This window comes from Burkholderia sp. SRS-W-2-2016 (genome assembly GCF_001931485.1).
Lineage (GTDB): Bacteria > Pseudomonadota > Gammaproteobacteria > Burkholderiales > Burkholderiaceae > Paraburkholderia.
Map to the genome: position 1 here is coordinate 266,774 of NZ_MSDV01000026.1, position 12,822 is coordinate 279,595.

General features: G+C 64.0%; 10 protein-coding genes and 1 pseudogene. 8 read left to right on the plus strand and 3 right to left on the minus strand.

All coding sequences use genetic code 11. The features are described from left to right. Positions 1-141 precede the first annotated feature (141 nt). The 5 genes from BTH42_RS13815 (at position 142) to BTH42_RS13835 (ending at position 6,706) form a co-directional block, all read left to right on the plus strand. Entirely contained in the window at positions 142-1,530 is a 1,389-nt protein-coding gene (locus BTH42_RS13815) for a M20 family metallopeptidase (RefSeq protein ID WP_075300138.1), read from the plus strand. Positions 1,531-1,569: 39 nt separating this feature from the next. Then, positions 1,570-2,862, plus strand: coding sequence for an MFS transporter (locus BTH42_RS13820; RefSeq protein ID WP_075300140.1), 1,293 nt, complete (start codon positions 1,570-1,572; stop codon positions 2,860-2,862). Between the two features lie 22 nt (positions 2,863-2,884). After that, positions 2,885-4,018, plus strand: coding sequence for an aminotransferase class V-fold PLP-dependent enzyme (locus tag BTH42_RS13825; protein WP_143752043.1), 1,134 nt, complete (start codon positions 2,885-2,887; stop codon positions 4,016-4,018). 142 nt (positions 4,019-4,160) lie between these two features. Then, on the plus strand, positions 4,161-5,285 hold the full coding sequence (locus BTH42_RS13830; RefSeq protein ID WP_075300144.1) for a cupin domain-containing protein: 1,125 nt from the start codon (positions 4,161-4,163) through the stop codon (positions 5,283-5,285). A gap of 245 nt (positions 5,286-5,530) precedes the next feature. Continuing rightward, positions 5,531-6,706 (plus strand): porin, encoded by a 1,176-nt coding sequence (locus BTH42_RS13835; RefSeq protein WP_075300146.1) that lies wholly within the window; start codon positions 5,531-5,533, stop codon positions 6,704-6,706. Between the two features lie 52 nt (positions 6,707-6,758). Here BTH42_RS13835 and BTH42_RS13840 read toward each other — a convergent pair whose 3' ends face one another. After that, positions 6,759-8,015 carry an SRPBCC family protein gene (locus BTH42_RS13840; RefSeq protein ID WP_075300148.1) on the minus strand — a complete coding sequence of 419 codons (1,257 nt, stop codon included), beginning with the start codon at positions 8,013-8,015 and terminating at the stop codon, positions 6,759-6,761. A 198-nt stretch (positions 8,016-8,213) separates the two neighbouring features. Next, on the minus strand, positions 8,214-9,143 hold the full coding sequence (locus BTH42_RS13845; protein WP_075300150.1) for a LysR substrate-binding domain-containing protein: 930 nt from the start codon (positions 9,141-9,143) through the stop codon (positions 8,214-8,216). 417 nt (positions 9,144-9,560) lie between these two features. Here BTH42_RS13845 and BTH42_RS13850 point away from each other — a divergent pair, with 417 nt between their 5' ends. Then, a complete protein-coding gene (locus BTH42_RS13850) occupies positions 9,561-10,691 on the plus strand; it encodes a hybrid-cluster NAD(P)-dependent oxidoreductase (RefSeq protein ID WP_075300152.1) in 1,131 nt (376 codons plus the stop codon). Positions 10,692-10,741: 50 nt separating this feature from the next. Further along, positions 10,742-11,971: a Xaa-Pro peptidase family protein gene (locus BTH42_RS13855; RefSeq protein ID WP_083654792.1), complete on the plus strand. Its 1,230-nt coding sequence runs from the start codon at positions 10,742-10,744 to the stop codon at positions 11,969-11,971. 21 nt (positions 11,972-11,992) lie between these two features. Here BTH42_RS13855 and BTH42_RS13860 read toward each other — a convergent pair whose 3' ends face one another. Next, positions 11,993-12,421: a dihydroneopterin aldolase gene (locus BTH42_RS13860; protein ID WP_075300154.1), complete on the minus strand. Its 429-nt coding sequence runs from the start codon at positions 12,419-12,421 to the stop codon at positions 11,993-11,995. 258 nt (positions 12,422-12,679) lie between these two features. On the opposite strand from BTH42_RS13860, the pseudogene glyA reads away from it, so the two are divergent. Further along, positions 12,680-12,822, plus strand: a pseudogene (gene glyA, locus BTH42_RS13865) (serine hydroxymethyltransferase); the annotation flags it as partial.

The window sequence follows — 12,822 nt, forward strand, 5'->3', positions numbered from 1 at the left end:
GGCTGACCCACGGGCGACAGGTGCAAAGCGAGGTTTGCGGGAAACGCAAATGTACCTTGTTTGATTGCGAATACAAAAATACTGACGCGCCGTTAATCTGGATCTCATCGCACCAACCGGCATCGAACCACTTCTTTTCCTATGTCCAGACAAAGCGCTCTCGCCCTTGCCCGCTCGCACTTCGACAGCGGCGACTTCCTTGCCACGCTTGGCCGGCGCGTCGCGCTCGCCACCGAAAGCCAGCGCGCCGAAGCCGCGCCGCTGCTGCGCCGCTATCTCGGCGAGGAAATCGAAACCGCGCTCCGCGCACTCGGCTTCACGTGCGAGATCATGGAAAACCCGGTAGCCGGGATGCCGCCGTTTCTGGTCGGCGAGCGCATCGAATCGCCGGCGCGCCCGACCGTGCTGTTCTACGGCCACGGCGACGTGATCGACGGCGATGCCGCCAACTGGAGCGGCGAGCGCACGCCGTGGCGCGTGAGCGTCGAAGGCGAGCGCTGGTACGGACGCGGAATCGCCGACAACAAGGCGCAACACTCGGTCAACCTCGCGGCGCTGGCAGCGGTGTTCGCGGCGCGCGGCGAACTCGGCTTCAACGCGAAGATCATCTTCGAAATGGGCGAGGAAGTCGGCTCGCCCGGCCTCGATGCACTGTGCGAGCAGCTGCGCGAACGGCTCGCGGCCGATCTGCTGATCGCCTCCGACGGCCCGCGTCAGCGCGCATCGTCACCGACCGTGTTCCTCGGCTCGCGCGGCGCGCTGCACTTCCGGCTGCGCGTGACCAACGATTTCGGCGCGCGTCATTCGGGCAACTGGGGCGGCGTGCTGGCCAACCCGGCCACCGTGCTCGCGAATGCGCTCGCGAGTCTGGTCGATGGTCATGGCCGCATTCGCATCAACGGTCTGCTGCCGCCGCCGATTCCGCCGCAGGTGCGCGAGCGCATCGCGAATCTGGAAATCGGCATGGACGCGGGCGATCCGCCGCTGTCGCCAAACTGGGGCGAACCCGGGCTCACGCCCGCCGAACGCGTATTCGCCTGGAACACGCTCGAAGTACTGGCGATGCAATCGGGCAACGTCGCCAACGCGGTCAGCGCGATTCCGCGCGCCGCCGAAGCGGTCTGCCAGTTGCGCTTCGTGGTCGGCACCGACTGGCGCCGCGCGCACGAACTGATCAGCGCGCATCTGGCGCGTGAAGGCTTCGACAACATCGAGGTCACGATCGAAGCGTCCGGCGCCGCGACCCGGCTCGATCCGAACGATCCATGGGTCGCGTTCACCGAACGCTCGATCGAGGCGACCACCGGCAAACCGGTGACGCTGCTGCCGAACCTCGGCGGCACGATTCCGAACGAATGCTTCGCCGATACGCTCGGACTGCCGACCATCTGGATTCCTCATTCTTATCCGGGCTGCCGCCAGCACGCGCCGGACGAACACGCGCTCGCGCCGGTGCTGGCCGAGGCGCTGCAACTGATGACCGGGTTGCTGTGGGACCTCGGCACCGCCGACCTGCCGCCCAGCCGCTGAATTCCCCCTGAAGCCGACCTTCCGAACGGAACCCACACCATGAATTCGACCGTCATCGAAGACCACCATGGGCAAGCCAGCACTACGCCGATGCGGCGCCTGATCGTCGCCACCAGCATCGGCAATGCGCTCGAATGGTTCGATTTCGCCGCGTACGGCTTCTTTGCCGTCACGCTGTCGAAGCTGTTCTTCCCCGCCCACGACGACACCGTCTCGCTGCTGATGACATTCGGCACCTTCGGCCTGTCCTACGTGTTCCGCCCGCTCGGCGCGCTGGTGCTCGGCCGCTACGCGGACCGGCACGGCCGCAAGGCGGCGCTGCTCGCGGCGCTCGCGCTAACCACCGTCGGCACGCTGATTTGCGCGGCGATTCCGACCTACGCGCAGATCGGCGTTGCCGCGCCCATCGGGCTGATGACCGCGCGGATTCTGATCGCGTTCTCGACCGGCGGCGAGTTCGGCAGCGGCACCGCGCTGATGATCGAACAGAAGAGCAGGCGCAAGGCGTTCCTGTCGAGCTGGCAGTTTTCGAGCCAGGGGATGAGCACGGTACTCGCATCGTTCGCGGGACTCGCGCTCAGCACGCAACTGTCGCCCGCGCAGATCGAGAGCTGGGGCTGGCGCGCGCCGTTCGTGTTCGGTCTGCTGGTCGCGCCGGTGGGTCTCTATATCCGCAAGCACATCGACGATACGCTGCCGGCCGACGGCGCCGCGGCGACCCGCAACGCGCCGGTACGCGACCTGCTCTCGCACAGCAAAGGCCGGATTGCGCTCGCGGCCGGGATCATGGCGGTATCGACCGCAGCGAGCTATCTGATGATTCTGTACATGCCGACCTATGCGGTGAAGCAGTTGCACCTGCCCGCTTCGACGGGTTTCGCGGCAACCGTCGTCACCGGTCTGATCCTGATGTTCTGCACGCCGCTGATGGGCCACCTCGCCGACCGCTACGGCCGTAGCCGGATGATGGTCAGCTCGGCGCTCGTCACGCTGCTGACGATCTATCCGTGCTTCGCGTGGCTGCTGTCGAGTTCCTCGTTCGGGGTGTTAATGGCCATCATGGTGCTGGCCGGCATTCTGAAGGCGATCTACTTCGGCCCGCTCGCCGCGGTGCTGTCGTCGCTGTTTCCGACCAGCGTGCGTAGCACGGGTCTCGGCTTCAGCTACAACATCGGCGTGATGGTATTCGGCGGCTTCACGCCGTGGCTCGTCACCGCGTTGATCGGCGCGACGCACGATCCACTGTCGCCCGCGTTCTATCTGATGGGCTGCGCGGTGCTCAGTCTCGTGTGCATCGGCATCTATCACTTCAAGCTCGTCAAGCACATCTAAATTCATGACCATGCACAACGACATGCAAACCCCTACCGACGACTTCAGCGGCTGGCTCATGTATCACTCGGTCGGTGTCTACCCAGGCCACCGTCAGGCGATGACCGATGCGCTCGCCCGCTTCGCCGCCACGTGGTGCGCGGCCGACGACACCCGCTGGGACGACGCGCTCGCCGCTCGCGCGCGGCTCTTCTCGGACTGGGCCGCGCTGCTCGGCGCGGGCGAGGCCGACGTGTTCGGCGCGCAGAACGTGACGGATACGTTCGCGCGGTTTCTCGACGGTCTGCCCGACGCCGTGCTGCGCGAACGTACCGTGCTGGTCGCGGCGGACTGCTTCCCGAGTCTGCATTTCCTGCTGTCGGGTCTCGCCGCGCGACGCGGTTTCACGCTGCGTACGGTGCCGGTGCGCGACGGCGAAGCTTATGTGCGTGACGAAGACTTCATCGAAGCATGGACCGGCGATGTCGCGCTCGCACTGATCACGTGGGTCTCGTCGCTGACTTCGAAGCGCGCGAATCTGGCCGCGCTGTGCGAGCAGGCGCGCCGCCGCGGCAGTCTCACCGCGCTCGACGTCACCCAGGGCATCGGCATCCTGCCATTCGATCTGCGCGCCACGCCGTTCGACTTCGTGTGCGGCTCGACGCTCAAATGGCTGTGCGGCGCGCCGGGCACCGGGCTCGGTTATATCGCGCCGCGCGCGCTCGCGCAGCCGGTGGAACCGGCGGTGCGCGGCTGGTTCAGCCAGCACGATCCGTTCAACTGGAACATCGACGCATTCAGTTACGCACCCGACGCGCGCCGCTTCGATACCGGTACGCCGTCGATCCTGCCGTTCGTCGCGTCGCAGCCGGGCATGTCGTGGTTGCGCGCGCAACCGGCGGGCAGCATCCGCGCGCACAATCTCGCGCTGTCCCACCAGTTGATCGCGATGCTCGACCGCAAAGGCTATCGGCTGCTGTCGCCGCGCGCGGACGACGAGCGCGGCGCGAGCATCATGGCCGAGGTGCCGGCCCGTTTCGACGCGGCCAAACTGGTCCCGCAACTGAAGGAAGTCGGCGTGTTCGTCGATTCGCGCGGCAGCACGCTGCGCATGTCGCCCGGCGTTTGCACGACGAGTGCCGGGCTCGAACGGCTCGCGCAATGCCTGCCGCAATGAAGTTCGCGCGCGCGCGTGAGCATCCGCGTTCGCGCTCGCCGCGCCGGACTGGAATCGCCTGCGTGCTGACGGGGCCGCCGGCGCGCGCGTGCATCACGCGCCGCCCGCTCCATCCTTTCACTCTCGCTGCGACTTTCCATCCATGAACTCACCGACTCCCGCCTACGCGCAGGCCGACGCCGCCATCGAGGGCGTGCAAGGCTTTCTCGTCCCGATGGGCTGTACCGACCTGCCCGCGACGATGCAATTTTTCATCGCGCGGCTCGGCTTCCGGCTCGACGCGATCTTCCCCGCAGACAGCCCGCGTACCGCGATTCTGTCGCGCGACGGCTTCAAACTCAGGCTCGGTCTCGACGTGCGCGACGGCCTCACGACGCTGAACGTGCTGTGCGCCGACCCCGCGCAATTGCCCGGCGAAACGCGCGAACTGGTCGCGCCCAACGGCGTGCTCGTGCGTCTCGTGCACGCCGATCCGCCGCTGCTCGTGCCGGCGACCCGCCAGCAACTGGTGCTGTCCCACGCGGGCGACGCCGCGCATTGGAGCGTCGGCCGCGCGGGCATGCGCTATCGCGATCTGCTGCCCGAACGCCACGGCGGCGCGTTCATCGCGTCGCATATCCGCATTCTCGACGGCGGCCCGGTGCCCGATTACGTGCACTATCACAAGATCCGCTTCCAGACGATCTTCTGCCGCAAGGGCTGGGTGCGGCTCGTTTATGAAGGACAAGGCGAGCCGTTCGTTCTCGAAGCCGGCGATTGCGTACTGCAGCCGCCCGAGATCCGCCATCGCGTGCTCGAAAGTTCGGCGGGCGCCGAGGTGATCGAACTCGGCAGTCCCGCGGAGCACATCACGATGGCCGACCACGACATGACGCTGCCGAACGCGCTGTACGAGCGTGAGCACGACTTCAACGGCCAGCGTTTCGTGCGCCATATCGCGAAGCGCGCCAGCTGGCACGAGTGGAAGTCGCCCGGCTTCGTTGTGACGGATACCGGCATCGGCGCGGCGACCGATGGACTTGCCGGGGTGCGCGTAGTTCGTCCGCACGGCGAGCGACAGGACGCGACGCGCGTGCACGACACCGAGTTCTGCTTTTTCTTCGTGCTCGCCGGCAGTCTCGACGTCGAACAGGGCGATCAGCAATGGCACCTCGACGCCGACGACAGCATCGCGATTCCGGGCCGGTTGCGCTACTCGTTCAGACGCTGTAGCGCGGACCTCGAACTGCTGGAGGTGACGCTGCCCGCCGACTTCTCGCTCGACTGAGCGGCACGCCGCAAACACCAATCTGAGCGGCATGCTCGCAGGCGCGATGACCGTCACCGGCATCGCGCCTTTTTTCTTTCTCGCGCCACCGTGCGTTGGCGCAGCGTTGCGATTCCTGCAAACCCAGCTTGATTGATTGCGAATACACCGCCGTTCACGAGACGGTAATGTGGCAACAGGCGTCGACGCCAGATGCCACTCCATACGAGCTGGATTCTCACCCCACCCAATACTTAGCGATGCCAATGAAAATCAGAACACTTCCGGCTGCCGTCCTCCTCGCCGCATGCGGCGTCGCCCACGCAACTGACGGCTCCGTCACGTTGTATGGGCTGATCGACTACGGCATCAATTACCAGAGCAACAGCGGCGGCGGCCGCGTGATCGCCGGTTCGAGCGGCATCATGCAGGGCTCGCGGTGGGGCTTCAGGGGAGTCGAAAATCTGGGCGGCGGTCTGTCGGCCGTGTTCCAGCTCGAGAACGGTTTCGATCTCGGCAAGGGCAGCGCGCTGCAGGGCGGGCTGCTGTTCGGCCGGCAGGCGTACGTCGGGCTGTCGAGCGAGCGCTACGGCGCACTCACCCTGGGGCGTCAGTACGATTCGCTGGTCACGTTTGTCGAATCGCGGATGAACTCGGCAAACTACGGCGGCGGCACCACCGCGCATCCGGGCGACCTCGACAACCTGAACAACAGCAAGCGCGTGAACAACTCGGTGAAGTACGCGAGCCCGAGCTTCGGCGGCTTCACGGTGGGCGGCGTGTACGGTTTCGGCGGTCAGGCCGGCGACTTCTCGCGCAACCAGATCTGGTCGGTCGGCGCCGGCTACGACTACGGCAGTTTCTCGGCGGGCGCGGCCTATATGAATGCTCGCAATCCTAACCAGTCGTTCTTCACCAGCACGCCGACCAACGTGGCGGGCGCGAGTCTGAACAACATGACCGCGAGCCCGATCTATAGCGGCTACGCTTCCGCGCATTCGTATCAGGCAATCGCCGCGGCCGGACGCTATACGCTCGGCTCGGCGACCTTCGGTCTCGTTTATAGCAATGTGCAGTTCCGCAATCTCGGCGATACGTCGTCCGGCTCGAACCCGCTGCGGCTGACCGGCACCGCGAAGTTCAATACGGGCGAATTCAACCTCACCTACTTCTGGACGCCCACGTTGCTGAGCCAGTTCGTCTACAGCTATACGCACGGGTCCGGGGTGAGCACGATCGGTTCGTCGAATTACAACACGCTGTCGCTCTCGCTCGACTACTACCTGTCCAAGCGCACCGACGTGTATGTGATCAGCAGTACGCAGTTCGCGGGCGGGACCGACTCGACCGGACACGCGGCGCGCGCGACGCTGAACGCGCTGACCGCGTCGTCGACCAACCGGCAGACCTTCGTGCAGTTGGGAATCCGGCATAAGTTCTAGCCGGCGAGCGGCTGGATGCGGCTGGATGCGGCCGCTCGCCCAGGTGCCGCGGCTAGATCCCGTGCGCCTGCAACCGCCCCGCATACCAGCCGACGAACTGATCGACATAGGTTTCGGTGGTCGGCGAATACGGGCCCGGAATATAGCCCGGGTCCTGCGCGCCGCGGTGATTGATCGCGACCAGACTCGCGTCCTGCGCGTTGGTCGCAACCCACACCTCGGTCAGCTTCTGCACGTCGTAATCGACGCCTTCCACCGCGTCCGCATGAACCAGCCACTTGCTGCGCACGAGCGTCTTGTCCGGCGTGAGCGGCACGATGTAGGTGATGATCGCGTGATCGCTCATCACGTGGGTCCACGAGTTGTGGGTCCACATATGCGTGTCGCCAAGATCGCGGCGGCTCAGATTGCCCAGCAGTTTCTGGCACGCGACCCGCGTATCCATCGTCTGCGATTCGCCGTGCCCCGCGATCACCAGTTGCTCTGTGCGAAAGTGCGTGGCGACATCACCGCTGAGCCGCTCCACCGGCGAGCATACGAAGCCCGCGCTTTCCCAGTCGCGGTGGCTATCGGCGGCCAGCTGGTTGTAGGCCTGCTGCGCTTGCAGCCCGGCCTCGTCCATGTCGTCCGCGCACGCGCCGGTGGATTCCGGCACGAACGACATCGTCAGCTCCGGATGCCCCGCTTCGCAGTGGTAGCACTCGCGGTTGTTCTCCATCACGAGTTTCCAGTTGCCGTCCTCGATGATTTCGGACTCGAAAGCAATCCGCGTGTTCTGCAACTCGTACGGTGCGAAGCGCGGCGTCATCGTTGCTTCGAGCGTTGCGATGTCGGCCGGCGGTTCGTCGGCGAAACACACGAACACGTGCGTGCCGACCACTCTCAGATGCACCGGCAGCAGACTACGGCAGGTCGCATCGAAGTCCTTGCCCATGTGCCTGGCGTGCCGCAGGCTGCCATCGAGGTCGTAGGTCCACTGGTGATACGGACACACCAGCATGCCGACCGTCGACTTGCCCGCTTCCTTCAGGCGTGCGCCACGGTGGCGGCAGACATTGCGATAGGCGCGAATGTTCTCGTCGTCGTCGCGCACGATGATCACCGACGCCTTGCCGATATCGACGACCGACACGTCGCCCGGCTCCGCGACATCCGCGGTCACGCCGGCCATGATCCAGTGCTGGTGGAAAAAGATCTCGACGTCGGTGTCGAATACGTCCGGACGGCTAAATACCTCGCCGGGCAATCCGCAGCCGGGTTCACGGCTGCGGATCAGTTCGCCGAGGGGTTTCAACACATGCTCTGACATCGCCTTTCTCCAACGTTTAGGGGCATCGGGACTTCGTGTGTTCCCGCGTTGGAGCCAGTATTGGAGCGGCGAAAAGCGCCGTCAATGCGCTTTATTTTCTGTGCAGTATTACTTTAGATTATGGTCTGGCGGCGCCTGAATTAGCGCGGTATTTACATGCGGATCGCGCTCTTCAGCAAGGGAAAACGCTAACCCTTTTCAGGCCGCGCCAGCCGCTTCACGCAACAGTTCGATCAACGCTTGAATGGTCGGCGTGATGCGCCGGCCGTGCGGAACCACCAGATAGTAAGCATCGCTCATCGGTAGGATCGCGCTCGTCACGCGCATCAGCCGCCCGCTCGCGAGATGCTCGTGCAGCAGACTGTTCCAGCCCATCACAATGCCCTGGTCGTCGAGCCCGGCCTGCACCGCGTCGGAATACAGCGACGTGCGCAGCCCGTAGTTCACTTTGCCGGGTCTCTCGCCCAATGCGCGGAACCACTGCTCCCAGGTCAGCCAGCCCTCGGACGTGGGATCGTCCGCAATCAGCGGACAGCTCATCAGTTCCGCCAGCGTTTCCGGCGTGCCGTTCGCCTTCAGCCAGCCCGGCGAACACACCGCGGACACCTGTTCCTCGAATAGCAGGTAGGAGGTTCCATCGTTCCAGTTGCCGTTGCCATAGCGGATCACCGCGTCGGCTTCGTTGTGTCGAAGGTCGGCGGTAAACATCGTGGTGGTGAGCCGTATCCGCAGATTCGGGTTGAGTCGCTTGAGCGTGCCGACGCTGGACATCAGACGGAAGTGCGAAAACGCGGCGGTCGCCGCCACCACCAGTTCTTCATCTTCGATGCCGGTGGATAGCCGGTCGAACACGCCCGCGATTCTGCCCATCGACTCCGACACCACCGCGTACAGCGCCTCGCCTTCTTTCGTCAGCGTCAGATTGCGGTGCAGCCGGTCGAACAGGCGCACGCCCAGTAGTTCCTCCAGCAAGCGAACCTGCCGGCTGACCGCGGCCTGAGTCACGCCCAGTTCGGTCGCCGCGTGGGTAAAGCTGCGCAGTCTGGCGACCGCCTCGAACTCGACCAGTGCGGTAAGCGACGGAATCAGCCGTCGATAGCCTTTTGCACCGTCCTGGCGTGCTTTCATCGTGAGGTTTATGGGGGTCGTCGTTTTGAATACGCTCCACGCAGCGGCGACGAACGCGCGCCACGCGGAGTTCCGTCGCTACATTACCGGGTGCGGCGGGCGAAAGCCACTGCAATTCGCGTTACGGCGACGCCTTGATTTTTCCGCCGTGGCCGGCTCCACCATCAGGTCGTCGCGATGCATAACTTAATGTAATAGCGCACGGAAATTAAAGCGCATTGACGGTGGGCTTTTGCAAACCAATACTCGATCCCAACGAAGAGCCGTGCGAACCCGCTCGATGCGCGGTGAAAGACGTTACGAGCCCACTCACGCGGTCGCCTTCGTCGATGTTTTTCTCGGTAGCCATGTTGGGACCGTCGCGCGCCGATAAGCGGTAACGCGAGCGTTCCCGACGCGTTTAAGCAGACGGACGCTATGAACTCGGTGGAAAGTATCTTTGCCGCAATGCACGACCCGGAGCGCAGCTTCGCCGATCCCGGCACGTGGGAATGCGCGGGTCGAGTCTGGGCCAGCGGCGAACAGCAAAACCTGATTTGCTGTCGCGTCACCCAGGAGACTCACGACGTGAAGACGTTCGAATTTCGCGTCGGCGACGGTATGCCGGTGCGTTTCGAACCGGGCCAGTTCATGACCGTATCGGCGCATGTGCAGGGACAATCGGTCGAGCGCTGCTACACGATTTCGTCGCCGCCCACCCGTCCGTACCTCGTGTCGATCACGGTCAAGCGTGTGCCGGGCGGCGTGATGTCGAACTGGTTGCACGAGCACCTGCACCCCGGCGCCCAGTTGCGCGCGTACGGACCGTCGGGCACCTTCACGTCGACCGCGGCCCCGGCGACGAAGTCGCTGTATCTGTCGGCCGGTTCCGGCGTCACGCCGCTGATGTCGATGTCGCGCGCGAGCATCGACCTCGGGCTCGATCGTGACGTGGTGTTCGTGCACAGCGCAAGAACGCCGGCCGACATCGTGTTCAGAAAAGAACTCAAACGCATGACCGAACAGTCGCCGCGCTTTCGCACGTTCTTTATTTGCGAAGGCGTCGGCGATGAAAGCGACTGGAGCGGCCCGACCGGTCGCCTGAGTCTGCAGCAATTGAGCAACTGGGTGCCGGACTATGCGGAGCGCGAAGTGTTCACGTGCGGCCCCGCCGGGTACATGCACGCGGTGCGCGAAATACTGCGCGAAGGCGCACACGATCCGTCGCACTACCATCAGGAAAGCTTCGACATCAGCGCCGGCGTTGCCCCGGAACCCGTGCGCGAAACAGCGCCGGTCTCGCAGCCCACCTTCACGATCAGGCTGTCGCGTTCGTCGCGCTCGTTCACGATGAACGCGTCCGAAACGGTGCTGTCCGCGGCGAGAAAAGCCGGCGTTGCGATTCCTTCTTCATGCAGTCAGGGCGTATGCGGAACCTGCAAAACGAAGCTGCTCGAAGGCTCGGTGGATATGCAACACAACGGCGGCATCCGCGAGCGGGAGATTCAGAAGGGCTTCCGTTTGCTCTGCTGCAGCCGGCCGACCTCCGATCTGACGCTCGAGCTTTAGGTCCGTTGCTCCACGCTTCCCCCAACTCAAATCCTGCCCGGAGCAACACGATGCCAGACGTGCAGTCGCATCGCGCAGACCATGTCGTCGCAAGCGGCGACAGACACACGATTCAACAGGACGTCAGAGCGTATCGGCTCAAACGCGTTCAGCAGCAACTGCGTCGCTGCGATTGCCCGGCAATTCTGCTGTATGACCCCGTCAACATTCGCTATGCGACCGATACCTCCAACATGCAGGTGTGGGCCGGTCGAAACCCCGCCCGCTATGTGATGGTGTTTGCCGATGGCCGCATCGTCGCGTGGGAGTTTCACAGCAGCGAACACGTGTGGGACGGTCTGGACTTGCAGGTCGAATTGCGCGGCGCCAAAAGCTGGACGTTTTTCAATGCCGGGCACGACGCGGAGAAGCGCGCGCAGTCGTGGGCCGACGAGATCGTCGACGTGTTCCGCGAATACGCGCCGGGCGAGCGCCTGCTTGCGATCGACCGCCTCGATCCGTTCGGCAGCGCCTTTCTGGAAAAGCACGGCATCCGGATTCTCGACGGCCAGGCGTTGATGGAAACCGGCCGACTGATCAAGTCGGCGGGCGAGCTGGTTCTGATCGGCGAATCGCTTCGGATAGCTGAGAAAGGCATCGCGCGGATGCGTCGTGAACTTCGTCCCGGCCTCACCGAAAACGGGATCTGGGCGAACCTGCACTACGAGAACATCAGGAACGGCGGCGAGTGGATCGAAACGCGCCTTCTCGCGTCCGGCGATCGAACCAATCCGTGGATGCACGAGTGCTCGGCGCGCGTGCTGCGCGAAGGCGACCTGCTCGCATTCGATACCGACATGGTCGGACCGAACGGCTACTGCTCCGATATCTCGCGCACGTGGCTGGTCGGCGATGGCCGTCCGTCCGACGAGCAACGCAAGCTCTACGAATATGCGTACGCGCAGGTTCACTACAACATGAATCTGCTGCGACCCGGCATGACGTTCCGCGAGTTTTCGCAGAAGGCGTGGAAGACTCCGGAGCAATTCGTCAAGAACCGCTATTGCTGCGTCGCGCATGGAATCGGCATGGTCGACGAGTATCCGTCGATCGCACATAGCGTCGATTGGGACGCGTCGGGTTACGACGGCTTATTTGAGGTGGGCATGACCGTGTGCGTGGAAAGTTATATCGGCGCCGACGGCGGCACGCAAGGCGTCAAGCTCGAACAGCAAGTGGTGTTGACGGAACAGGGATGCGTTTCGCTGACCGATTGCGGTTTCGAAACCGGCTGGCTGTAATCGACGGGCGTTCGTGGTTGATCACGCCAGCAAATAATCCGCCCGAGTCCAATCGAGCGTCACGCCCACACAGCGCGTGCCCGGCCGGATCTTCGGTTTGTGCACGCTGAGCGTCAGCGACTCCAACGCGGGCCACTGCCGGAACGACAGCTTCGCGATGTCCGCGACCAGTGTCTCCAGCAACCGCGTATGCGGCTTATGCGCGAGAAAATCCGCGATCGACGTGCAATAGCCGTCGTAGTCGATCCAGCCATGCTCTTCGCTCGGCGCACTGCCGTAGCCGAGTCGCGCATCGATCACGAGCGCCTGCGGCGCACTCTGCTCATGCGGGTAAATACCGACGCGCGCCGGTACTCCCAGCGCCTCGATAAACACGCTCCAGCCGCGCCCTCGCTGCGACGTGACGTTGGTGGCAAGCGCGAGACCAAACGGTTCTTCAACGGGTTTCATGATGTCGGCGGCTTCTTCGTGGACTAGCGCCAGTACACCAAGGCAAAAAATCCGCCGATAGAACAAAAACGGCATCGAGCCCGGACAGCGCCGCCATCGCGGGATAGCCCGGAAGCACGCGCGCGTACTAGCGGGATGTCGGAAACGTTCTAGTCGGTCGCGCCGGGTCTATTTTCAAATGAGGCTTGTTTTTCGGGCTGCACCTGGCGCGACTCGCGTCCAACAGAAGATCTCTTTGACTTTCAATCGGAATACATCATGTTCAGTCGCGCAAACAGTACCGTCGAAAACGTCGATCCGGAACTCTGGAACGCCATCCAGAGCGAAAACCGCCGTCAGGAAGAGCACATCGAACTGATCGCGTCGGAAAACTACACGAGCCCGGCGGTGATGGCCGCGCA